The 23787-nt window shown below is 68.6% G+C and carries 20 protein-coding genes; 10 read left to right on the plus strand and 10 right to left on the minus strand.

Annotated elements, in window-relative coordinates:
- Positions 1 to 11 precede the first annotated feature (11 nt).
- Positions 12 to 524, plus strand: a complete 513-nt coding sequence (locus ABZ876_RS05030) for a hypothetical protein (RefSeq protein WP_361774402.1) — start codon at positions 12 to 14, stop codon at positions 522 to 524.
- 119 nt (positions 525 to 643) lie between these two features.
- On the opposite strand, the gene ABZ876_RS05035 is transcribed toward ABZ876_RS05030, so the two are convergent.
- A complete protein-coding gene (locus ABZ876_RS05035) occupies positions 644 to 2113 on the minus strand; it encodes a CCA tRNA nucleotidyltransferase (RefSeq protein WP_361774405.1) in 1470 nt (489 codons plus the stop codon).
- 243 nt (positions 2114 to 2356) lie between these two features.
- Between ABZ876_RS05035 and ABZ876_RS05040 the strand changes: the two genes are divergently transcribed.
- The 7 genes from ABZ876_RS05040 (at position 2357) to trxA (ending at position 12168) form a co-directional block, all read left to right on the plus strand.
- Positions 2357 to 4783, plus strand: a complete 2427-nt coding sequence (locus tag ABZ876_RS05040) for a DUF6049 family protein (protein WP_361774408.1) — start codon at positions 2357 to 2359, stop codon at positions 4781 to 4783.
- A 46-nt stretch (positions 4784 to 4829) separates the two neighbouring features.
- Entirely contained in the window at positions 4830 to 7124 is a 2295-nt protein-coding gene (gene murJ / locus ABZ876_RS05045) for a murein biosynthesis integral membrane protein MurJ (RefSeq protein WP_361774411.1), read from the plus strand.
- Between the two features lie 118 nt (positions 7125 to 7242).
- Positions 7243 to 8967 carry a protein kinase family protein gene (locus tag ABZ876_RS05050; protein WP_361774414.1) on the plus strand — a complete coding sequence of 575 codons (1725 nt, stop codon included), beginning with the start codon at positions 7243 to 7245 and terminating at the stop codon, positions 8965 to 8967.
- 25 nt (positions 8968 to 8992) lie between these two features.
- Positions 8993 to 9706, plus strand: coding sequence for an RNA polymerase sigma factor SigM (gene sigM, locus ABZ876_RS05055; protein WP_361774417.1), 714 nt, complete (start codon positions 8993 to 8995; stop codon positions 9704 to 9706).
- Positions 9703 to 10632, plus strand: a complete 930-nt coding sequence (locus ABZ876_RS05060) for a hypothetical protein (protein ID WP_361774420.1) — start codon at positions 9703 to 9705, stop codon at positions 10630 to 10632. The genes sigM and ABZ876_RS05060 overlap by 4 nt, the downstream gene beginning before the upstream one ends.
- Positions 10633 to 10818: 186 nt before the next feature.
- Positions 10819 to 11790 (plus strand): thioredoxin-disulfide reductase, encoded by a 972-nt coding sequence (gene trxB, locus ABZ876_RS05065; RefSeq protein ID WP_361774423.1) that lies wholly within the window; start codon positions 10819 to 10821, stop codon positions 11788 to 11790.
- A gap of 42 nt (positions 11791 to 11832) precedes the next feature.
- On the plus strand, positions 11833 to 12168 hold the full coding sequence (gene trxA / locus ABZ876_RS05070; RefSeq protein WP_361774426.1) for a thioredoxin: 336 nt from the start codon (positions 11833 to 11835) through the stop codon (positions 12166 to 12168).
- Positions 12169 to 12263: 95 nt separating this feature from the next.
- On the opposite strand, the gene ABZ876_RS05075 is transcribed toward trxA, so the two are convergent.
- The 9 genes from ABZ876_RS05075 to rpmH all read right to left on the minus strand — a co-directional run bounded on the left by ABZ876_RS05075 (position 12264) and on the right by rpmH (position 19265).
- Positions 12264 to 12881, minus strand: a complete 618-nt coding sequence (locus ABZ876_RS05075) for a GNAT family N-acetyltransferase (protein WP_361774429.1) — start codon at positions 12879 to 12881, stop codon at positions 12264 to 12266.
- Positions 12882 to 13210: 329 nt separating this feature from the next.
- Positions 13211 to 14314 carry a ParB/RepB/Spo0J family partition protein gene (locus tag ABZ876_RS05080; protein ID WP_361774431.1) on the minus strand — a complete coding sequence of 368 codons (1104 nt, stop codon included), beginning with the start codon at positions 14312 to 14314 and terminating at the stop codon, positions 13211 to 13213.
- A complete protein-coding gene (locus tag ABZ876_RS05085; protein ID WP_361775552.1) occupies positions 14311 to 15384 on the minus strand; it encodes a ParA family protein in 1074 nt (357 codons plus the stop codon). Before ABZ876_RS05085 ends, ABZ876_RS05080 begins: the two co-directional genes overlap by 4 nt.
- Positions 15385 to 15689: 305 nt before the next feature.
- Positions 15690 to 16406, minus strand: coding sequence for a 16S rRNA (guanine(527)-N(7))-methyltransferase RsmG (gene rsmG, locus ABZ876_RS05090; protein WP_361774434.1), 717 nt, complete (start codon positions 16404 to 16406; stop codon positions 15690 to 15692).
- A gap of 160 nt (positions 16407 to 16566) precedes the next feature.
- Complete coding sequence (locus ABZ876_RS05095; protein WP_361774437.1) at positions 16567 to 17079, minus strand: R3H domain-containing nucleic acid-binding protein; 513 nt, start codon at positions 17077 to 17079, stop codon at positions 16567 to 16569.
- A gap of 15 nt (positions 17080 to 17094) precedes the next feature.
- Positions 17095 to 18381 (minus strand): membrane protein insertase YidC, encoded by a 1287-nt coding sequence (yidC, locus tag ABZ876_RS05100; RefSeq protein ID WP_361774440.1) that lies wholly within the window; start codon positions 18379 to 18381, stop codon positions 17095 to 17097.
- Positions 18382 to 18384: 3 nt separating this feature from the next.
- The gene (gene yidD / locus ABZ876_RS05105) at positions 18385 to 18738 is read right to left on the minus strand and encodes a membrane protein insertion efficiency factor YidD (protein ID WP_361774443.1); all 354 of its coding nucleotides are present in this window, start codon (positions 18736 to 18738) and stop codon (positions 18385 to 18387) included.
- Positions 18735 to 19109, minus strand: coding sequence for a ribonuclease P protein component (gene rnpA / locus ABZ876_RS05110; protein WP_361774446.1), 375 nt, complete (start codon positions 19107 to 19109; stop codon positions 18735 to 18737). Before rnpA ends, yidD begins: the two co-directional genes overlap by 4 nt.
- Before the next feature lie 18 nt (positions 19110 to 19127).
- Positions 19128 to 19265 (minus strand): 50S ribosomal protein L34, encoded by a 138-nt coding sequence (rpmH, locus tag ABZ876_RS05115; RefSeq protein ID WP_003956500.1) that lies wholly within the window; start codon positions 19263 to 19265, stop codon positions 19128 to 19130.
- Positions 19266 to 19688: 423 nt separating this feature from the next.
- Here rpmH and dnaA point away from each other — a divergent pair, with 423 nt between their 5' ends.
- Positions 19689 to 21611 (plus strand): chromosomal replication initiator protein DnaA, encoded by a 1923-nt coding sequence (gene dnaA / locus ABZ876_RS05120; RefSeq protein ID WP_361774449.1) that lies wholly within the window; start codon positions 19689 to 19691, stop codon positions 21609 to 21611.
- 959 nt (positions 21612 to 22570) lie between these two features.
- Positions 22571 to 23701, plus strand: a complete 1131-nt coding sequence (gene dnaN, locus ABZ876_RS05125; RefSeq protein ID WP_361774451.1) for a DNA polymerase III subunit beta — start codon at positions 22571 to 22573, stop codon at positions 23699 to 23701.
- Positions 23702 to 23787: the final 86 nt, after the last annotated feature.

Raw genomic sequence — 23787 nt, forward strand, 5'->3', positions numbered from 1 at the left:
GGACCCCCGCAGTGACCACTCCGCCGCCCCAGGGCGCGAACCCGTACGCCCAGCAGCCCGGCGCACCCATGGGGCAGCAGCCCGGTCAGCCCGGAGTTCCGCCGCAGCAGGCCGGCGCCCCCGGGGCCCCCTACGCTCCGTTCCCGCACCAGGGAGCTCCCGCCCCGATGCCCCCGCAGGCGGGCTCGGGCAAGCGCGCGGGTAAGAAGGCACTGCGCATTGTCGGTGCCATCATCGTCGGCATCATCGCCCTGGGCGTGAAGTTCGGCATCGGCTGGTGGGCGAACCAGACGGATGCGGAGAGCACTTCGGTGGGCGCGTGCATGCACAATGACGGCACGGAGTCCGACGCGAATCTCAAGGAAGTCGACTGCTCCTCCAGCTCGGCGCAGTACAAGGTCGTCAAGAAGTTTGACAACACCAGCGACGACAACAAGTGCAAGAGCGTTCAGGACGCCACGATCGCCTACTACCAGACGGAGGCCACCCACAAGGTGGTGCTCTGCCTGAAGGAGAATAAGTAGTACGCAGGCCGTACAACTCTGGTTCGCACGCGACGTAGGGGCGATGTTTCACGTGAAACATCGCCCCTACGTGCGTCCTGGGTGCATGTTTCACGTGAAACATGCGCTGGCTCCCCGCCTCAGGCGCTTTGCTCGGCCCACCATTCCTTGAGTGCCGCCACTGCGGCATCGTGCTCCATCGGGCCGTTCTCCAGACGAAGCTCCATCAGGAACTTGTACGCCTGGCCGACGACCGGGCCCGGGCGGACGCCCAGGATCTCCATGATCTGGTTGCCGTCGAGGTCGGGTCGGATCGCGTCCAGCTCTTCCTGCTCCTGGAGCTGGGCGATGCGCTCCTCCAGACCGTCATACGCACGGGACAGCGCCACCGCCTTGCGCTTGTTGCGGGTCGTGCAGTCGGACCGGGTCAGCTTGTGGAGGCGGTCGAGAAGCGGGCCCGCGTCACGGACATAGCGGCGCACCGCGGAGTCCGTCCACTCTCCGGTGCCGTAGCCATGGAAGCGCAGGTGGAGCTCGACCAGCCGGGAGACATCCTTCACCAGCTCATTGGGGTACTTGAGCGCCGCCATTCGCTTCTTGGTCATCTTGGCGCCCACCACCTCGTGATGGTGGAAGGAGACACGGCCGTCCCCCTCGAAGCGACGCGTCCTCGGCTTGCCGATGTCGTGCAGCAGGGCGGCAAGCCGCAGAGTCAGATCCGGGCCCTCCTCCTCGAGCGCCATCGCCTGCTCCAGCACGATCAGTGTGTGGTCGTAGACGTCCTTGTGCCGGTGGTGCTCGTCACGCTCCAGCCGCAGCGCGGGAAGCTCCGGCACGACATGGTCCGCAAGCCCCGTCTCGACCAGCAGCCTCAGTCCGTTACGTGGCTGTGCGGACAGCAGCAGCTTGTTCAGCTCATCCCGCACACGCTCGGCGGAAACGATTTCGATGCGCTCGGCCATCTCCTTCATCGCCGCGACGACCTCGGGAGCGACCTCGAAGTCCAGCTGAGCCGCGAACCGGGCGGCCCGCATCATCCGCAGCGGGTCGTCGGAGAACGACTCCTCGGGGGTACCCGGTGTGCGCAGCACCCGGGCAGCGAGGTCGTCGAGCCCATGGTGCGGATCGATGAACTCCTTCTCGGGCAGCGCGACGGCCATGGCGTTCACCGTGAAGTCACGGCGGACCAGGTCCTGCTCGATCGAGTCGCCGTACGACACCTCGGGCTTGCGCGAGGTCCGGTCGTAGGCCTCGGACCGGTAGGTCGTCACCTCGATCTGGAAGCGCTGTACAGCGTCTCCGACGCGCGCGTCCTTCTGAGCACCGACCGTGCCGAAGGCGATACCGACATCCCACGTGGCGTCCGCCCACGGCCGCACGATCTTCAGAACATCCTCGGGGCGGGCGTCGGTCGTGAAGTCCAGGTCATTCCCGAGCCTGCCAAGGAGGGCATCCCGCACCGAGCCGCCGACCAAGGCGAGCGAGAACCCCGCCTCCTGAAAACGGCGGGCGAGGTCGTCGGCGACAGGGGACACCCGCAGCAGTTCGCTCACCGCACGGTGCTGCACCTGACTCAGGGCACTGGGATTGTCTTCGTTGGCGTTCGGCACAACAGAAAAGGGTACGTGGCCCGTGCGGGCGCCGGCGCCTCCATTAAACGGGCACAAGCTCTCCGCATTCATACATAAGCGCACGGTACGGATGCCCTGCTCGATACGCGTTTATACAGGACAGCCCTCCCTGCTCCCCGATCTTGGGAGGCGGACCGCGGCACTTCACCTCCGCGCACATCGTTACCATGCCTGGACGCACATTCCGACGAGCACTGACGACGACGAGGGACGGGCGAGCGCGTGGCCGAGGCGGCAGAATTCCAGGGGATGAGTCCCTCACCTGCCCGCCGGTGGCTCCGGCGTACCGGAGCACTGCTCGCGGGTGCGCCCCTGCTGGCCGGCCTGCTGCAGCTGCCCGCCGGGCCGATGGCGCACGCCGCCGCGAAGAGCGCTCCGGTGGCGGCGAGCGGCTCCCGCACGGTCAGTGTCTCCCTCGACTCGGTCAGTCCCGGCGCTCCGACCGACGGCGACACCCTGACGGTCTCCGGAACGGTCACCAACAACGGCAAGCAGGCGATCACGGACGCACACGTGGGCCTGCGGGTCGGCCCGTCGCTGAACAGCCGGGGGTCGATCGACAACGCCGCCCGCCGCACCGGCTTCGCGTCAGGTCTCGACGGCACCGAGATCGGCGGCAAGTACGCCGAGAAGTTCCCCAAGCTCGACCCCGGGGTCGCGCAGGGCTTCACCCTCTCCGTGCCCGTCAAGAAGCTGGACCTGCACTCCGACGGGGTCTACCAGCTCGGCATCTCGCTCTCCGGCCAGACCTCCGCACAGCCCTACGAGCAGGTACTCGGCATCCAGCGGACGTTCCTGCCCTGGCAGCCGGACGGCGCCGACGCCAAGACGAAAACGACGTACCTCTGGCCTCTGATCTCCTCCGTCCACATGAGCGCGGAGACCCTTCCCAACCAGCAGCAGACACCCGTCTTCCAGAACGACGACCTGGCCAGGGAGATCGCTCCAGGCGGGCGCCTCTCCCAGCTCCTGTCGCTGGGCAGGGACCTGAACGTCACCTGGGTGATCGATCCGGATCTGCTCGCCTCCGTGGACGCCATGGCGGGCAGCTACAGCGTCAAGGGCGACGGCGGCTCGGTGACGACCGGCAAGAACCAGGCGGTCGCCAAGCAGTGGCTCGCCGAGCTCGAGCAGGCGGTCCAGGGCAAGGAGGTCGTGGCCCTTCCCTTCGCCGACCCCGACCTCGCCTCGCTCGCGCACGACGGCAGGAACGTCACCGGCTCCCTCAGCCACCTGAAGGACGCCACGGACGTGGCCGGGAGCACCGTGGAGACCATCCTCCATGTGAAACCCGAGACCGACTTCGCCTGGCCCGTGGACGGCGCGATCGATCCCTCGATCGTCAAGGTCGCCACCTCCGCCGGTGCCGACAAGATCATCGCCCGCAGCGACAGCCTCCAGGAGACCGGCGGCCTGCCGTACACCCCGACCTCGGCGCGCCCCATCGGCGGCGGCACCACGGCGGTGGTCGCGGACACCGGCCTGTCGACCGCGTTCGGGGGTGACATGAGCTCGGCCGGCGGCTCCACGTTGGCGGTGCAGAAGTTCCTGGCCCAGAGCCTCATGATCAACCTGGAGGAGCCGCAGAAGCAGCGCAGCATCGTGGTCGCCCCGCAGCGGATGCCGTCCGCGAGCCAGGCGCAGTCGATGGCACAGGCGCTGAAGGCGCTCCAGTCCGGCGCCTGGTCGCAGTCCTCCGGGCTGTCCGCGGCCGCCGACGCCAAACCGGACCCGCGGGCCACGACTCGGGTGCCGTCCACCTCCCGCTACCCCTCCTCGCTGCGCCGGGAACAGCTGCCCCAGTCGGCGTTCCAGGAGATCGAGGACACCCAGGACAAGCTCGACAACTTCAAGGTGATCCTCACCGACCCCGCGCGGGTCGTCACCCCCTTCGGACGGGCCATAGACCGCGCCATGTCCACCTCCTGGCGGGGGCACTCCACCGACGCGTCGGGGTTCCGCCTGGGCGTGGGGTCCTACCTCGACGGGCTCACCGACCAGGTCCGGCTGATCGAGAAGTCGGAGACCAAGCTCTCGGGCCGCAGCGCCACGATCCCGGTGACGGTGCAGAACAACCTCATGCAAGGGGTCGACCACCTGGTGCTGCGGCTCACCTCGCAGCAGCCGACGCGACTCAAGATCGGCAACGGTCCCTACTCGGAGAAGCTCGTCACCGTGTCCGGCGGGCACAGCCAGTCCGTGAAGTTCACCACCACGGCCAACGCCAACGGCCGGGCCACCGTGGTCGCCCAGCTCTTCACGGAGGACGGCCAGGCGTACGGCCCGGCCGTCACCTTCGACGTGAACGTCACCGAGATCACGCCCACGGTGATGCTGGTCATCGCGGGCGGTGTGCTGCTGCTGGTCCTCGCCGGGTTCCGCATGTACACCCAGCGCAAGCGCTTGGCCGCGCGAGAGGCCGAGGAGGAACGGAACGACCCGGACGCCACCCCGCAGCCGGGGGGTCTGAACGACTCCACGGACGGCACCGTAGACACTGGAGACACCGGCGGCTCCGCGGCGGACCCCGAACAGGTGTCGGACGCGGAGCCCGGGGCAGACGACCCGGAGCAGCCGAGTGACCCGGCACCGGACACCGCACCCGAAAGCGCCGACCCGTCCAGCGCGGGTGAGAGAGTGGACCGTTGAGCGACGTCGTGGCCGGTGGGCCCGGGGACAACGAGGTGGGGTAACCATGAACGCGCCGTACGACGGTGACCACGGCCAGGGCGCCGTGGGCGGGTCGGGCCACCCCGAGGGCCCGCCGCCGCGCGAGCCCGGCCAGGTTCCGCCGCAGCCCCCCGCGGACATGTACCTCCAGGACGCCTACCAGCAGGACCCCTACCGGGCGCAGGACCTCTCCGCCCAGGACCCGGTCACCGAGGCCCTTTACGACCGCGCCGCACACCCCCCACCACCGCCGGGCACCTACCAGCCGCAGCAGCCGCTCTACGGACAGCCGCCGGCGCCGCAGTACGCCCCGGACTCCCGTGTGTGGGCCCAGCCGCCCGCGCCCGAGCCCGAGGGACCGACGCAGTACCTTCCCTACGGCGACGACCCCCGCACGACGCAGTTCGTCGGCGTCGACGACCTGGTCATCCAGGCCGGCGAAGAACGCCATGAGCCGGACGCCTTCGCCCACCTCTTCCGGGACCAGCAGCAGGGCGGTCAGCCGTACACGCAGCCGACGTCCGTGCCCGCCCCCGCTCCGGGCCAGGACGCCGTGGGCTACTTCCAGGAACCGGCCCCCGCCCCCTCGTCCGCCCCGGTCGGGCCGTACACGCCCGAGCCGACCGACGCAGCGGCTCCCGCCGCCGCACCGGCCGCCGCACCCGCCGCACCGGCCAAGAAGGGCGGGCGGGCCTCGGGCCTGCTGAAGTCCAGCGCGGTGATGGCGGCGGGCACGATGGTCTCCCGGCTCACGGGCTTCATCCGCTCGGCGATGATCGTCTCCGCCCTGGGCGTCGGTGTACTCGGTGACACCTTCCAGGTCGCCTACCAGCTCCCGACGATGATCTACATCCTCACTGTCGGCGGCGGCCTGAACTCCGTCTTCGTACCCCAGCTCGTCCGCGCGATGAAGGAGGACGAGGACGGCGGCGAGGCGTATGCGAACCGGCTGCTCACGCTCGTGATGGTGGCGCTGGGCCTGCTGACGGCACTCGCGATGGTCGCGGCGCCACTGCTGGTCCGGGTGCTGTCGAACTCGGTCGCGAGCAACCCGCAGGCCAATGAGGTCGCTGTCACCTTCACCCGGTACTTCCTGCCCTCGATCTTCTTCATGGGCATCCACGTGGTGATGGGGCAGATCCTCAACGCCCGCGGAAGGTTCGGCGCGATGATGTGGACCCCGGTCCTGAACAACATCGTCATCATCGTGTCGCTGGGCATGTTCCTCTGGGTCTACGGCAGCGCCGCGCACTCCGGGATGACGGTGGACAACATCCCGCCGGAGGGCCAGCGGCTCCTCGGCGTCGGTGTGCTGCTCGGCCTCGTCGTCCAGGCCCTCGCCATGATCCCGTATCTGCGCGAGACCGGGTTCCGGCTGCGCCTGCGCTTCGACTGGAAGGGCCACGGCCTGGGCAAGGCCGCCATGCTCGCCAAGTGGACCGTGCTCTTCGTCCTGGCGAACCAGGCAGGTGCCATGGTCGTCAGCCAGCTGTCCACCGCCGCGGGCGAGCACGCCGGCAAGAAGTTCCCCGGTACCGGCTTCGCCGCCTATGCCAACGCCCAGCTGATCTGGGGCCTCCCCCAGGCCATCATCACCGTCTCCCTGATGGCCGCCCTGCTGCCGCGCATCTCGCGCTCCGCCGCCGAAGGCGACGGAGGCGCCGTCCGGGACGACATCTCCCAGGGCCTGCGCACGACCGCCGTCGCGATCGTGCCGATCGCCTTCGGGTTCCTCTCGCTCGGCATCCCGATGTGCACACTGATCTTCGGCTCCTCGGGCACCGGCTCCGCGACCAACATGGGGTACATGCTGATGGCCTTCGGTCTGGGCCTGATCCCCTACTCGGTGCAGTACGTGGTGCTGCGTGCCTTCTACGCCTACGAGGACACCCGCACCCCCTTCTACAACACGGTCATCGTCGCCGCCGTGAACGCGGGCGCCTCGGCCGCCTGTTACATCCTGCTCCCGGCCCGCTGGGCCGTGATCGGTATGGCGGCCGCCTACGGCCTCGCGTACGCCATCGGCGTCGGAGTGGCCTGGGCACGGCTACGCAAGCGGCTGGGCGGCGACCTGGACGGCGCCCGGGTACTGCGTACATACGCACGGCTCGCGATCGCCTCGGTACCGGCCGCCGCGCTGAGCGGCGCCGCCTGCTACGCAATCGGCCACACGCTGGGCCAGGGTGTCGGCGGCTCGCTCGCCGCCCTGGTCGGCGGTGGCGCCCTGCTCCTCGGTGTCTTCTACGTCGCCGCACGCAAGATGCGCATCGAGGAACTCAACTCAATGGTCGGGATGGTCCGCGGGCGCCTGGGGCGCTGAGGCGGGGGTACGCGCACAACCATCGTGCGTCGCCGTGTGTCGTGCATAGCGACGGACTGTGGGCACAATTGGTTTCTGCGTCGGACAGCGCGCAACGGATGGGGAGGCAGGGACGACGGTGGCGGAACGGAGCACGGCTGCCGTCGACGTGGCAGACAACAGCGGTGACGAGCCGCTGACCGCCAAGGCGGACCAGTCCACGTCCGACGGGGTGGCCCAGAAGCGGGAGAGGGACACGGACGCCGACGACACGCCGGGGGGCGGAGGAACCGGGCATCCCGGGAAGGCCTCACCACCCGAATTGCACAGCGGCCACAAACTCGCCAGACGGTACCGTCTCGAGGAGTGCCTCACCCGTCTGGACGGTTTCAGCAGTTGGCGTGCGGTGGACGAGAAACTCCGCCGCGCCGTCGGTGTGCACATCCTGCCCGCGGACCATGCGCGGGCCCGTTCCGTGCTGGCCGCGGCCCGCTCCTCCGCACTGCTCGGTGATCCTCGCTTCGTGCAGGTCCTGGACGCGGTCGACGAGAACGACCTCGTCTATGTCGTGCACGAGTGGCTTCCCGACGCCACCGAGCTGACCACGCTGCTCGCCTCGGGGCCCCTGGAGGCCCATGACGCCTACCAGATGGTCACCCATGTCTCCCAGGCGATGGCCGCCGCCCATCGCGAGGGACTCTCCCATCTGCGCCTGAACCCGGGCACCGTGCTGCGTACCTCCTCCGGTCAGTGGCGCATCCGTGGCCTCGCCGTGAATGCCGCGCTGCGCGGCATCGGCTCCGACACACCGCAGCGCACCGACACGGAGGCCATCGGCGCCCTCCTGTACGCCGCCCTCACCCAGCGCTGGCCGTACGAGGACGACGCCTACGGTCTGTCCGGGCTACCCAAGGGCGTCGGCCTGATCGCCCCCGACCAGGTACGCGCCGGCGTCCACCGGGGCCTGTCCGAGCTGGCCATGCGGGCGCTCGCCAACAACGGTGCCACCGCCTCTCGCCACGAGTCCCCGTGCACCACGCCCGAGGAACTGGCGAAGGCCATCGGTGAGATGCCCCGCATCCGTCCCCCGGAGTCGGCGTTCACAGCGCCGCCCGAATATCAGCGCACCACGTATCAGCAGGGCACCTACGGCCGTCCCTCGGGCGCCCCGGGCCTCACCCAGCCCGTGCCGACGCCCCCGCCCCCGTTGCAGAGCCGCACCGGCAAGGCCCTCAAGTGGGTCGTGTCGGCGCTGCTGATCGCCGCGCTGGGACTGGGGAGCTGGCAGCTGGCCGAGGCGCTGATGCACCAGGGCGACAAGTCCAACGACACCCACCAGACGCAGACGCCCGGCGGGAACGACAAGAACAGCGACGGCAAGAACAGCACCGGCGCGCAGATCAAGGTCCAGGGCGCCAGGGAGTTCGTGGCGAAGGGCGATGCGCAGCACCCCAACGACGTCGACAAGACGTATGACGGCAACAGCTCGACTTTCTGGAAGACCAGCACGTTCATAGACGGCCCGGCCCTCGCGCCGTACAAGCCGGGCGTGGGCATCGTCTACGACCTCGGTTCGGCCCAGAAGCTCGCCACGGCGTCCATCGGGCTCCGGTACGGCGGCGATCACACGACGGTCGATCTGTACGCGGCCGACTCCCTGACGCCGTCGTCGTTGACCTCGATGACCAAGATCGGCACCATCACGACGAGCGGTACCACGGCCACGGTGAAGGTCGCCAAGCCGGTGAAGACGCAGTACGTGCTCGTGTGGCTCACCGCCGTGCCGTACTCGGGCTCCGATGCCAGCGCGTACACCGGCGCCGGTTACAAGCAGGCCATCAGCGACGTGAAGTTCACGGGCTGAGCAGACGCCGAGGGGGAGGGGTCCGGTGGCGGACGAAGCCGCATACGGCGATGCGAGCGATCAGGACCTCCTCGCCCGGCACGTGGAGGGCGACAGCGACGCCTTCGGTGAGCTGGTCCGGCGCCACCGTGAGCGGCTCTGGGCGGTGGCCCTGCGGACGCTGGGGGACCGCGAGGAGGCCGCAGACGCCGTCCAGGACGCCCTTGTCTCCGCCTACCGGGCCGCCCACACCTTCCGCGGGCAGTCGGCCGTCACGACCTGGCTGCACCGGATCACGGTGAACGCCTGCCTCGACCGCGCCCGCAAGGCAGCATCCAGGAAGACCTCACCCGTCGACGACACGGAACGGCTGGAGCAGCTCCTGGAGCCGCACGAGTCGGCATCCGCCCCGGCCGAGCGCAACGATCTCCACCGCGAGCTGCTGGAAGCCCTGGGCACTCTTCCGGCCGACCAGCGGGCTGCCCTGGTCCTGGTGGACATGCAGGGCTATCCGGTGGCTGAGGCCGCCCGCATCCTCGATGTGCCGACCGGCACGGTGAAGAGCCGCTGCGCCCGCGGTAGAGCCAGATTGCTGCCGCTGCTCACCCATCTACGGACGGAGGGCAGCGGCCGGGACGGCAAGAAGTCGGTCGACGGGCGGAACCGGACGCGGGGAACATCCGTCCCACCCGCAGCGGGACCACGTGACACCGGGTCCAGTGATTCAGCTGCTGTGAAGGGCGGAGGTGGGCGAGCGTGACATCCACGACCGGCACGGCCGGACACCCGGAAGTCGAGGAGCTCTCCGACCTCAGCGAAGGTCTCCTCCCGCCGTCTCGTACCGCGGACGTGCGACGGCATCTGGACGACTGCACTCTCTGTGCGGACGTCTACGACTCCCTCGCGGAGATCCGCGGTCTCCTGGGCACATTGCCGGCACCGCAGCGCATGCCGGACGATGTCGCGGGCCGCATCGACGCCGCACTTGCCGCGGAGGCCCTACTGGACGCGACCGCGCCCGACACCGCGGAGACTCCCTCCGTGGAGTCGGCAGCCATGCGTGTTTCACGTGAAACATCGCCCGCTTTTCCGGCCGACCGTCCTTCGGGGCACGGCCGCGGAGCCACGGGACCCGGTCGTACCCCGCGCACAGGTCGAGCCGGCCGCAGGACCGTCCTGCTGGGAGCCGCTTTCGCGACCGGGGCCCTCGGCCTGGGCGCCCTGCTGATGCACACCCTGGGCGATGACACGGGCAAGACCCGGAACACGGTCGCAGAGCAGCACACCGACGCGGCCCACACGTACGCCGAGAACACCCTCCAGAAGCAGGTGACCGACCTGCTCGCCGGACAGAAGAGGGGCGGGGGCCGCGCCGGCAGCGGCAAGCCGTGGGGCGTCGAGTCCGAAGGGGACACGTCGGGGCCCACAGGCATGCGGCCCAACAGGACCTTCCAGGACACCACCGCCAACGTGCCGAGCTGCATCGAGCAGGCCATCCGCACTCACCAGACCATGCTCACCGCGGACAAGGGCGTGTACCGGGGAATCACCGTCTATCTCGTCGTCACCCCCGACGCCTCCGACACCACCAAGGTCACGGCCTACCTCGTCGACGCCGCCTGTGTGAAGAAGGCATCGGTCACGCCTGGCAAGCTGCTGCTGACGCGTTCGTACGAACGCTCCTGAGGCTCGCGCACCGGACGGTTCCCACCCAGGCGCCGCCGGGCATGTGTGTGCGGTGCCCGGGCCCCGCGTGTGCCCGGGCACACCGGGAATGCGGGCCCCTTAGGATCCGTTGGGTGGGGTGAGAGTACTGAGAGAAGCTCCCACCGGCAGTATCAGCAGCAGTCTCCAGAGACGAGGAATCAAGCCGTGAGCGACGTCCGTAACGTGATCATCATCGGCTCCGGGCCCGCCGGCTACACGGCGGCGCTCTACACCGCGCGAGCCTCGCTGAAGCCGCTGGTGTTCGAGGGCGCCGTCACCGCGGGTGGTGCGCTGATGAACACCACCGAGGTGGAGAACTTCCCCGGCTTCCCGAACGGCATCATGGGCCCCGAGCTCATGGACAACATGCGTGCGCAGGCCGAGCGCTTCGGTGCCGAACTGGTTCCGGACGACGTCGTCTCCGTCGACCTCTCCGGTGAGATCAAGACGGTCACGGACACCGTCGGCACGGTCCACATGGCGAAGGCCGTCATCATCGCCACCGGCTCGCAGCACCGCAAGCTGGGCCTGCCGAACGAGGACGCCCTCTCCGGGCGCGGTGTCTCCTGGTGCGCCACCTGTGACGGCTTCTTCTTCAAGGACCAGGACATCGCCGTGATCGGCGGCGGCGACACCGCGATGGAGGAGGCCACCTTCCTCTCGCGCTTCGCCAGGTCAGTCACGATCGTCCACCGCCGTGACACCCTGCGCGCCTCCAAGGCGATGCAGGACCGCGCCTTCGCCGACCCGAAGATCAAGTTCGTCTGGGACAGCGAGGTTGCCGAGATCAAGGGCGACCCGAAGCTGGAAGGCCTGACGCTGCGCAACCTGAAGACCGGGGAGCTCACTGAGCTGCCGGCGACCGGTCTGTTCATCGCGATCGGACACGACCCGCGTACCGAACTGTTCAAGGGCCAGCTGGACCTCGACGAGGAGGGCTACCTCAAGGTGAACGCCCCCTCGACCCGGACCAACCTGACCGGTGTCTTCGGCGCCGGCGACGTCGTCGACCACACCTACCGCCAGGCAATCACCGCGGCCGGTACCGGCTGCTCCGCCGCCCTTGATGCCGAGCGCTTCCTCGCGGCCCTCGCGGACACCGAGCAGCAGGCCGAGCCCGAGAAGACCTCCGTCTGACCCCCTCCCGCCCCACTGCACCATCGATATAAGGAGCCCACTGTGGCCGGCACCCTGAAGAACGTGACCGACGACTCCTTCGAGCAGGACGTACTCAAGAGCGACAAGCCCGTCCTGGTGGACTTCTGGGCCGCCTGGTGCGGTCCGTGCCGCCAGATCGCACCGTCGCTGGAGGCGATCGCCGCTGAGTACGGCGACAAGCTCGAGGTCGTCAAGCTCAACATCGACGAGAATCCGGCCACCGCGGCCAAGTACGGTGTCATGTCGATCCCGACCCTGAACGTCTACCAGGGCGGCGAGGTCGCCAAGACCATCGTGGGTGCCAAGCCGAAGGCCGCGATCGTCCGCGACCTCGAGGACTTCATCGCCGAGTCGTGAGCGGTGACGCCGCTGACTCGAAGCGGCAATGTTTCACGTGAAACGCGAATGGGCCGGCCCGGAAGGGCCGGCCCATTCCCATGAGTGCTCTCCGGTCACAGCGGCCGCAGCGCCGGCTCCTTCTGTACGGCTCCCAGAAGGCGGTCGAGCGCCAGCTCCACGTCTTCCTTCCAGGAGAGCGTCGAGCGCAGCTCCAGCCGCAGCCGGGGGTACGTCGGGTGCGGACGGACCGTCTTGAAGCCCACGGCCAGAAGGTGATCGGCGGGAAGGAGACACGCCGGTTCCTTCCAGCGGGCATCACCAAAGGCTTCGATCGCCTTGAAGCCTCGACGCAGCAGATCCTTGGCGACCGTCTGGACCATCGCACGACCGAGCCCTTGGCCCTGGTATCCGGGCATGATGAAGGCGGTCATCAACTGGACCGCATCCGGCGAGACCGGACTCGTGGGGAACGCCGTGGAGCGCGGAACGTAGGCGGGGGGCGCATAGAGCACGAAGCCCACCGGCACGTCGTCCACATAGACCACCCGGCCGCAGGAACCCCAGTCCAGGAGAACGGCGGAGATCCACGCCTCCTTCTCCAGCGCGGAGGTTCCGGTCTTTACCGCTGCCTCAGCGCTGACGGGGTCCAGCTCCCAGAAGACACACGCGCGACAGCGCTTGGGAACGTCCGGAAGGTTGTCCAGCGTGAGCGGTACGAGCCGACGCCCCATGAAGGCAGTTCCTCGCTTCCTTCGCCCGCAGCACCACGGGCGGCTGTCAGAGCACTCCGCTCCCTGAGCAGGCTGCCGACGAACCCGCCGACCGCTCCCAGGCTCAAGCCCGCGGTCATCAGTCCGGTACGGCCCATGGTTCGCATGGCCCCCGCCTCCCTAATGAAGGTACCGCCAGGTGGATGCGCCATAACCCCTCGCATCGTATCCATGATGCGATTCGCTCGATACGCCCTGAAAGCAAAGAGCGGGCCGTGTTCCGGTACACACCGGACACAGCCCGCTTTCTCTACGACGGTCGATCGGCTCCCGCGGTGTCAGCGGCGGGCTCAGACCTCGGACTCCTCGGAGTCGTCGTCGGCCAGGCTCCTTTCAAGGACCGGTCCCTCACCCGGCGCGAGCGAGCTCAGGATTCGCTCGAGGTCTTCCATCGAGGCGAACTCGACGGTGATCTTGCCCTTCTTCTGACCGAGGTCGACCTTCACCCGGGTCTCGAAGCGGTCGGAGAGTCGGGTCGCCAGTTCGCTGAGTGCGGGGGAGACGCGAGCCCCCGCGCGCGGCCCCTTGGAGCGGGGAGCGCTCTGCGGCCGGGAGCCCATGAGGGTGACGATCTCCTCGACGGCTCGCACGGACAGCCCCTCGGCCACGATGCGGTGAGCCAGCCGGTCCTGCTCCTCCGAGTCCTCCACGGACAGCAGGGCCCGGGCGTGCCCCGCGGACAGCACCCCGGCAGCGACCCGGCGCTGCACCGCCGGCGACAGCTTCAGCAGCCTCAGGGTGTTGGACACTTGCGGGCGCGACCGGCCGATGCGGTCCGCCAGCTGGTCGTGGGTGCAGTTGAAGTCCTTGAGGAGCTGGTCGTAGGCGGCGGCCTCTTCCAGCGGATTCAGCTGGGCCCGGTGCAGGTTCTCCAGGAGGGCGTCCAGGAGGAGCTTCTCGTCGTCCGTGGCCCGCACGATCGCCGGAATGGCGTCGAGGCCGGCCTCACGGCAGGCACGCCAGCGCCGCTCGCCCATGATGAGCTCGTAGCGCGAAGCACCCAGCTGCCGCACCACAATGGGCTGGAGCAGTCCGACTTCCTTGATGGAGGTGACGAGTTCGGCGAGCGCGTCCTCGTCGAACACCTCACGGGGCTGCCGCGGGTTCGGGGTGATCGAGTCGAGGGGCAGCTCGGCGAAGTGGGCACCCATCGGAGGCGCGGGCGTCTCTCCGGTGCCGGTCGCCGACAACTCCTCGGTTTCCTGTGAAACCGACGGAAGCGTGGCCACCTTCGCGGCCGCCACTCCTCGGTCCGTGGTCAGTACGGGCATCGCCCCCGGCGAGACGGACGGACCGCCGCCCGTCGCAGCCGGGGCCGCCGCCTTCTCCCCTGTCGGGGCGGCAGGGATCAGGGCGCCGAGACCACGGCCCAACCCCCTCCGTCGCTCGCTCACTGGATCCCCTCCACCATGCTCTGTTCGTTCTGAGCGCCGATATGGGCCTGCTCCGCGTCATAGCTGACGCCGACACCCTTCAGCGCGATTTCTCGTGCCGCCTCAAGATACGAGAGAGCACCGCTCGACCCTGGATCGTAGGTCAGCACCGTCTGCCCGTAACTCGGGGCCTCCGAGATGCGGACCGAGCGGGGAATGCTCGTCCTCAGCACCTCGTCGCCGAAGTGGCTCCGCACCTCTTCCGCGACCTGAGAGGCAAGACGCGTCCGGCCGTCGTACATGGTGAGCAGAATGGTCGACACATGCAGGGCGGGGTTGAGGTGTCCCCGCACCAGGTCGACATTGCGCAGCAGCTGGCCCAGGCCCTCCAATGCGTAGTACTCGCACTGGATCGGAATGAGGACCTCCTGCCCAGCGACCAACGCGTTGACCGTCAGCAGGCCGAGCGACGGCGGGCAGTCGATGAGGATGTAGTCCAGCGGCTGCTCGTAGGCCTGGATTGCCCGCTGCAGTCGACTCTCCCGCGCTACGAGAGACACCAGCTCGATCTCCGCACCGGCGAGATCGATGGTTGCGGGGGCGCAGAAGAGACCCTCGACATCGGGAACGGGCTGGACCACCTCAGCGAGGGGCTTGCTCTCGACCAAGACGTCGTAGATGGAAGGTACTTCGGCGTGATGGTCGATCCCCAGCGCCGTGGACGCATTGCCCTGAGGGTCGAGGTCGATCACCAGGACACGGCCACCGTGCAGCGCAAGCGACGCAGCGAGGTTGACCGTCGTCGTGGTCTTGCCCACCCCGCCCTTCTGGTTGGCGACCACGATGACCCGGGTCTGCTCCGGTCGCGGCAGGCCCTCACCGGCGCGCCCCAGTGCCTCCACCGCCAGTTGGGCAGCACGACCGATGGGAGTGTCGTCCATTGGGGGCGGTGTTTCACGTGAAACATCCTCCCCCATCGACTCGGTACGGGGACCGGGGACCGGATCGGTCATCGGTCCCGCGATGTTGGCGTCGGACCGCAAGGATTCACTCTCCTCGACTTCAGGCTCGCGATGAACAGAGCCTCCCATGCCTTCGGGGTGGTGAACCAGTGAGGTCTGGTCTTCTGTGGAGAAATCCACCTCTGTGGACAACTGCGTGCCCTTCCCGGGGGACGGAGCTCCCGAGGTGGACAGCCCTCCAAGGGTTCCGAGCGGTTTACGGTCGCGGGGTTCGGCCGCAGCGCGGCCCCGACTGATGATGCCGTGCAGCAGTGAGCGACGTTTCACGTGAAACACGATGCACAGCGGCCCTGCCCGGACCTCCGCGACACTCCGAGATGCGTAGGCGGGGCAGCTTGGGTGGAGTACCGCGGCTCATCCAGGATGCGGGGCGATCAGCGACGTCGTCGCACGCGTCCCGTCCGGGCCGCCTTCGCCCGCTTGGCCGCGAAGCGCACGCCGCCAGGGCTCTCCCCCACCTCTACACGGACCACGGTCGACAACGGATCCACGATCCCCTCGCCCACATGGAGAATCGACGTCCCCACGGCGCCGAGCTTCGTCAGGGCGGTAGCGGCGCTCTTCAGCTCCTCCTCCGCCGTGTCGCCCTTGAGCGCGAGCATCTCCCCGTACGGGCGCAGCAGAGGGATGCCCCAGGTGGCCAGGCGGTCCAGCGGGGCCACGGCGCGCGCGGTAACCACATGGACCGGCTGAATCTTGCCCATGACTTCCTCGGCACGGCCGCGAACGACGGTCACATGGTCAAGACCCAGCAGCTCGACGACCTCGCTGAGGAAGTTGGTGCGTCGCAGCAACGGCTCCAGCAGCGTGATCTTCAGGTCCTCCCGGACGAGCGCGAGGGGAATGCCGGGCAGCCCCGCACCGGAGCCCACATCGCATACGGTCACCCCCTCAGGCACGACCTCGGAGAGCACCGCGCAGTTCAGCAGATGGCGCTCCCAGAGCCGGGGCACTTCCCGTGGACCGATGAGACCGCGCTGCACACCTGCTTCCGCGAGCAGCTCCGCATAGCGGACCGCGTCCGCGAAGCGATCACCGAACACCTCGCGCGCCTGCTCCGGCGCAGGGGGAAGCTCTGCTGCCTCCGTCACGGGGACCGTCCTTCCGTACCGCACGAGCGCACTGGGCGCAGACCACCAGAACTATCAGGAACTCACGGCTGCCGGGCACACAGCCGTAAGGGAACTACCAGGCTGACAAAGTTCGGCCCCGTCTGCTCAACAGACGGGGCCGAAGAAGCTGCGGACCGATTCAGGCAGGCAGCACGACGACGAAGCGCTGCGGCTCCTCGCCCTCGGACTCGCTGCGCAGGCCCGCGGCCTTGACCGCGTCGTGCACGACCTTGCGCTCGAACGGCGTCATCGGCTTGAGCTTCACGGGCTCGCCGGAGCTCTTGACCTCGGCCACCGCCTTGGCGCCGAGTTCCGAGAGCTCCGCACGCTTCTTGGCGCGATAGCCCGCGATGTCCAGCATCAGCCGGCTGCGGTCGCCGGTCTCCCGGTGCACGGCCAGGCGGGTCAGCTCCTGGAGCGCCTCCAGCACCTCGCCGTCACGACCGACCAGCTTCTGCAGGTCCCGGCCGCCCGTGTCACTGATGATCGACACAGCCGCACGGTCGGCCTCGACGTCCATGTCGATGTCGCCGTCGAGATCGGCGATGTCCAGCAGACCCTCGAGGTAGTCCGCCGCGATCTCGCCCTCCTGCTCCAGGCGGGTCAGGGTGTCTGCACCCTCGGCAGCCGCGGAGGTGGTGCCTTCCGTCACGGGATGGACTCCTTCTTACTTCTTGGACGGGGACTTGGGCCGCTGTGGCCCCTTGCGCTGACCGGACTGAGCCCGGCTGCGGGCGCCGGAACCGGACTGCGGCGTCGCCTTCTTGTCGTTGCCGGCCGGCTTGGCGTCCTCCGGCTCGTCGGACTTGGTCAGCGACGGCGACGAGGACGACTCCTCGGAACCACCCGCCGGCTTGGTCCCACCGGACTGACGCTGAGACTTGCTCTGCCGCTTGGGCTGCTGGCGCTTGGGGGCGGCTCCGGTGGTCGGCGTACCGTCCTCGACGGTGGCGACGGCAACGGCCTCACTCTTCGCCACGGTGCCGTCGGACTGGGCCGCGAGGCCAGCCTTGGTCAGACCGTTGATGAACTTGCGCTCGAACTCGTTGCGGTCGCGGCCCTTGGCGACGATCGCCTTGACGATGGCCTTCTCGCTCCGCCTGCGGATCTTGCCGTGGTGCGTGACGTGCTTGGTCAGACGCTCGAGGTAGGCGGCCTGGGCCTTGGAACCCGGGGTCGGGTTGTTGTGGATGACGTACATCTGCTGGCCCATGGTCCACACGTTGGTGGTCAGCCAGTAGACGAGGACACCGACCGGGAAGTTGATGCCGAAGACGGCGAACATCACAGGGAAGACGTACATCAGCATCTTCTGCTGCTGCATGAACGGCGTCTTCACCGTCGTGTCGACGTTCTTCGTCATCAGCTGGCGCTGCGTGTAGAACTGCGAGGCCGACATCAGGACGATCATGATCGCGGTGACGACCCGGACGTCGGTCAGCGAGGCGCCGAGTGCGGCGACCTTGTCCGCACCGTCGGTGAACTTCGCGGCCAGCGGGGCACCGAAGATGTGCGCCTTACGGGCACTGGCGAGCAGCGGCTCGTTGATGACGCCGATCGTCTTGCCCGTCGCGATGCCGTTGAGCACGTGGTACAGGGCGAAGAAGAACGGGGACTGCGCCAGGATGGGAAGGCACGAGGAGAGCGGGTTGGTACCCGACTCCTTGTACAGCTTCATCATCTCTTCGGACTGGCGCTGCTTGTCGTTCTTGTAGCGCTCCTGAATCTTCTTCATCTCGGGCTGCAACGTCTGCATCGCCCGGGTCGCCTTGATCTGCTTCACGAAGAGCGGGACCAGGCAGATACGGATCAGGATCACCAGGGACACGATGGACAGGCCCCAGGCCCAGCCTGTGTCAGCGCCGAAGATCGCGCCGTACACCGTGTGGAACTGGACGATGACCCAGGAGACGGGTGTCGTGATGAAGCTGAAGAGGCTGGCAATCGTGTCCACTAATCATGCTCCTTGGACATGGGACGGGGTCTCTGCGGCCGGGCTCGAGTGGAGATTCCCCTCGGTGGCCGGTTCGGCGGCGGAGGGCCCGCCCTTGCGTGCGCGCCAGGTGTCGCGCAGCATTTCGTGCCACCGCGGGCGCTTGCGCGGCGGGACATGGTCCACACCGCCGAGCGACCACGGATTGCACCGCAGGATGCGCCAGGCGGTCAGTGCCGTTCCCTTGATCGCACCGTGCCGGTCGATGGCCGTGAAGCCGTAGTGAGAACACGAGGGGTAGTACTTGCAGACCGGCCCCAGCAGTGGACTGATCGTCCACTGATAGATCTTGATCAGGGCCAGCATTGGGTACTTCATCGCGCGCCCCCTCCTCCCAGCAGCCGCTGAAGTGCGGCATCCAGGTCTCGGGCCAGCTGTGCAGGGTCGGCGTCACCCGATCCGGGCAGCGCTCGTACGACTACCAGGCTACCGGGGGGCAACATGGCCACTCGGTCACGCATGAGATGGCGAAGCCTGCGCTTGACCTTGTTGCGTACGACCGCTCCGCCCACGGCCTTGCTCACGACGAAACCCGCACGCGTCGGGGGAGCGCTCTCCCCAGGCGCGTGCGGGTCCGTGGCACCGCTACGAAGGTGGACGACGAGGAGCGGGCGTCCGGCCCGGCGTCCTCGGCGTACCGCGGTCGCGAAGTCCTCGCGCCGCCTCAGCCGATGCTCGGTAGGCAGCACGTCATGACCTGTGCGCGATCAGGCGGACAGGCGGGCGCGACCCTTGCTGCGGCGGGACGCCAGGATGGCGCGGCCGGCACGGGTGCGCATACGCAGCCGGAAGCCGTGGGTCTTCGCGCGACGACGGTTGTTCGGCTGGAAGGTGCGCTTGCTCACTCGGGGGCTCCAGTAATGATTCGGTGGGTGGCGGGGTGTCGCCTGGCTGTCACCGTGCGCCCACGAGTAGCTCGCATTACGCCCGAGTGCACCGCTTCCCGATCACCGCATGTTCCCTGGTGGGAACACTGGACGTGATCTGTGCCCATCGGAGGCAGGCGGCAGCAGCCATCGACAACTCGACCTGGTTACGGTACGCGGGGCTGCGCCGTTCGGTCAAACCAGCGACGCGTAAGGGACACTTGTCCACAGCCTGGGGACAACAACTTGAACCACGCCGGTCGCCCTGACTACCGTGACTGGACTCCGAGTCGTTCCCTTGTCCCCGGCCGAGCTGTTTCGTCCTCGGGCCGACCACCCGAATTACCTTCCGACCCGTCCCGCGACCAACATGCATGTGGGACCCGTGAGAGAGCGTGCCCTGTGGCTGACGTACCTGCCGATCTTGCCGCAGTGTGGCCACGAGTACTCGAGCAGCTCCTCGGTGAGGGGCGTGGACCGGGTGTCGAGGCGAAGGACGAGCACTGGATCCGGCGCTGCCAGCCCCTGGCGCTGGTCGCCGACACCGCCCTGCTCGCCGTTCCGAACGAATTCGCGAAAGGTGTCCTCGAAGGCCGGCTGGCGCCGATCGTCAGCGACACGCTCAGCCGCGAGTGCGGCCGCCCCATCCGTATCGCGATCACCGTCGACGACTCCGCGGGCGAGCCCCCTGCGCCGGCGCCGCCCGCCCAGCCGCGCTACGAGGAGCGCGAGCTCCCCGGCCGCGACAGCTACGACGGCCGCGACGGCTACGACGGCCGCGACGGCTACGACGGCCAAGGCGGCTACGAGGAATACGGCCGCCACCGCGCGGGCCGCCCCGACCAGCTGCCCACGGGCCCCGGTGACCAGCTCCCCTCGGCCCGCACGGACCAGCTTCCGCCCGCCCGTGCCGACCAGCTCCCGCCGGCTCGTCCCGCATACCCGGGCGAGTACCAGCGCCCCGAGCCGGGCGCCTGGCCCCGCTCGTCGCAGGACGACTACGGCTGGCAGCAGCAGCGTCTCGGCTTCCCCGAACGCGACCCCTACGCGACGCCGGCGCCGGACTACCGCACGCAGTCACTGGAGCGCCCGCCCTACGAACAGCAGCGCCCGGACTACGAGAGCGCGCGCGGCGACTTCGACCAGCAGCGCCCCGACCGGCGCGAACTCCCGGGGCCGCCCTCCGGGGGCCATGGGCACCGGGGCGGTGCGGCCGGCCCGGGTCTGCCCCCCACCGGCGCCCCCGGCCCGCTGGCCGCACAGCCCGCGCCCGCCACCGGACCGGGCGAGCCCACCGCGCGGCTGAACCCGAAGTACCTCTTCGACACGTTCGTCATCGGCGCCTCGAACCGCTTCGCGCACGCGGCCGCGGTCGCCGTCGCCGAGGCACCGGCGAAGGCGTACAACCCCCTTTTCATCTACGGCGAGTCGGGGCTCGGCAAGACGCACCTGCTGCATGCCATCGGGCACTACGCGCGCAGCCTCTATCCGGGCACCCGCGTGCGGTACGTGAGCTCCGAGGAGTTCACCAACGAGTTCATCAACTCGATCCGCGACGGTAAGGCGGACGCGTTCCGCAAGCGCTACCGCGACATGGACATCCTGCTCGTCGACGACATCCAGTTCCTGGCGCAGAAGGAGTCGACGCAGGAGGAGTTCTTCCACACCTTCAACACGCTCCACAACGCCAACAAGCAGATCGTGCTGTCCTCGGACCGGCCGCCCAAGCAGCTGGTCACCCTGGAGGACCGGCTGCGCAACCGCTTCGAATGGGGTCTGATCACCGACGTCCAGCCGCCGGAGCTGGAGACGCGTATCGCGATCCTCCGCAAGAAGGCGGTGCAGGAGCAGCTCAACGCGCCGCCCGAGGTGCTGGAGTTCATCGCCTCCCGCATCTCGCGCAACATCCGGGAGCTGGAGGGCGCGCTGATCCGGGTGACGGCGTTCGCCTCGCTCAACCGTCAGCCCGTGGACCTCGGCCTGACGGAGATCGTCCTCAAGGACCTGATCCCCGGCGGCGAGGACGCGGCCCCCGAGATCACGGCGACGGCCATCATGGCGGCCACCGCCGACTACTTCGGTCTGACGGTGGAGGACCTGTGCGGCACCTCGCGCGGCCGTGCCCTGGTGACCGCCCGGCAGATCGCGATGTACCTGTGCCGTGAGCTGACGGACCTGTCGCTGCCGAAGATCGGCGCGCAGTTCGGCGGCCGCGACCACACCACGGTGATGCACGCCGACCGCAAGATCCGCGCGCTGATGGCCGAGCGGCGTTCCATCTACAACCAGGTGACCGAGCTGACGAACCGCATCAAGAACGGCTGACAGCCGCACGCGACACGGCTCCGAGGGCGCCCCGGGACTCTTCCCCAGGGGCGCCCTCCGCCGTTCCCGGAGCCCTCCTGTACGCCCGCCGACGCACCGGTCCGGCCCTCCCGGAGCCTCCCGGAGCCTCCCGTGGCGGGTGCTCTCCGCTCCTCCGGCGACGTCAGGTCGGCAACCTGCTGTTCGAATACTCGCCGCGTTACGGCCACTCTCCACAGATCCGGCGACTTTCTTCCGTCCACATGCTGGGGACTGCGGAGTTGTCCAGATCGCATCCACAGGCTGGACCCCCGGATGATGATCCGGCCAGCTCAGCCACTTGTGGATTGGTGGACGAACGATTTCCACAGACTGTGGACGACATGAAGATCCACAGACTGTGCATGGAGTTGTCCACCGACGACCCACAGGCTGCGGCCGGTTGTCCCCAGTGTTTCCCCACTTCTCCACACCGCTGTCCACTGTTCGGCAACGTGACGCGGTCTCTCACCGGACGGAGTGAAAGGCGTCACATCGAGGTGCTGGGTTGGGCTGTGGGAAAGACGGGTAAATCTGGGGACGGCGCTGGGGAGAAGTGCCCCTCGGCTGTGCACGGGATGTGCAGAACTTTCCGTTCTCCACAGAGACCCCCGGTTGTCCACTGCCGCCGCCCACAGGGCCGGTGGACAAAATCTCGGCGCTGAGCTGGGCAAACGTGGTTATCCACGGTATCCACAGGCCCTACTACTACCCCTACTCAGATAGAGCGGGGAATTCGTCTGGAAGCGGGTCCTGTGCACAACTCGCTCTCCGGCTCCCGGGCGCCCCTCGTCACGACTTGACCCCGAGGGGCACCGACTGTCAGCGGCGTGCGTCAGACTGGTCCCCGGTGTCCTTCCCGTCACAGGGGCTCTCGGCACCGAGTCACGACGAAGGCCAGGCAGGGCGAGAACGCCGGCAACAGCAGGAGGCGGCTTACGGTGAAGATCCGGGTGGAACGCGACGTACTCGCGGAGGCAGTGGCCTGGGCGGCGCGCAGCCTTCCGGCCCGTCCGCCGGCGCCTGTCCTCGCCGGCCTGCTGCTGAAGGCCGAGGACGGACAGCTGAGCCTGTCCAGCTTCGACTACGAGGTCTCCGCACGCGTGTCGGTGGAGGCCGAGGTCGAGGAGGAGGGCACGGTCCTCGTCTCCGGCCGGCTCCTCGCCGACATCTCCCGCGCCCTGCCCAACCGCCCGGTGGAGATTTCCACAGACGGTGTACGGGCGACGGTGGTCTGCGGCTCCTCCCGGTTCACCCTGCACACCCTCCCTGTGGAGGAGTACCCGGCGCTGCCCCAGATGCCGAACGCCACGGGCACGGTCCCGGGCGAGGTCTTCGCCTCCGCCGTGCAGCAGGTGGCCATCGCCGCGGGCCGCGACGACACGCTGCCCGTGCTCACCGGTGTGCGCATCGAGATCGAGGGCGACACGGTCACGCTGGCCTCCACCGACCGCTACCGCTTCGCGGTCCGTGAGTTCCTGTGGAAGCCGGAGAACCCGGACGCGTCCGCGGTGGCCCTGGTGCCCGCCAAGACGCTCCTGGACACCGCCAAGGCGCTGACCAGCGGCGACTCCGTGATCCTGGCGCTGTCCGGCTCGGGCTCGGGCGAGGGCCTGATCGGCTTCGAGGGCGCCGGCCGGCGCACCACCACCCGCCTGCTGGAGGGCGACCTCCCGAAGTACCGCACGCTGTTCCCGACGGAGTTCAATTCCGTCGCCACCATCGAGACCGCCCCCTTCGTGGAGGCCGTCAAGCGCGTCGCCCTGGTCGCCGAGCGCAACACCCCGGTGCGGCTGAGCTTCGAGCAGGGTGTGCTGATCCTGGAGGCCGGCTCCAGCGACGACGCACAGGCTGTGGAAAGGGTCGACGCCCAGCTGGAGGGCGACGACATCTCGATCGCCTTCAACCCGACCTTCCTGCTGGACGGTCTGAGCGCCATCGACTCCCCGGTGGCCCAGCTGTCCTTCACGACGTCGACGAAGCCCGCGCTGCTCGGCGGTAAGCCGGCGGTGGACGCCGAGGCGGACCAGGCGTACAAGTACCTGATCATGCCGGTGCGGCTCAGCGGCTGACGGCTGTCCACAGGGTGCCCAGAGCCCGGTGGATTACCGGGCTCGGCGGACGAAGCCGCAGGTGGCAGGGGTTACGCATGAGCGCG

Source organism: Streptomyces sp. NPDC046931, from assembly GCF_040644655.1.
GTDB lineage: Bacteria > Actinomycetota > Actinomycetes > Streptomycetales > Streptomycetaceae > Streptomyces.

Bases quoted from the DNA above. Each gene is read 5' to 3' on its own strand.
- murJ (WP_361774411.1), top strand. From the start codon at position 4,830: ATGAACGCGCCGTACGACGGTGACCACGGCCAGGGCGCCGTGGGCGGG.
- ABZ876_RS05075 (WP_361774429.1), bottom strand. From the start codon at position 12,881: ATGGGGCGTCGGCTCGTACCGCTCACGCTGGACAACCTTCCGGACGTT.
- ABZ876_RS05085 (WP_361775552.1), bottom strand. From the start codon at position 15,384: ATGGGAGGCTCTGTTCATCGCGAGCCTGAAGTCGAGGAGAGTGAATCC.
- yidD (WP_361774443.1), bottom strand. From the start codon at position 18,738: ATGAAGTACCCAATGCTGGCCCTGATCAAGATCTATCAGTGGACGATC.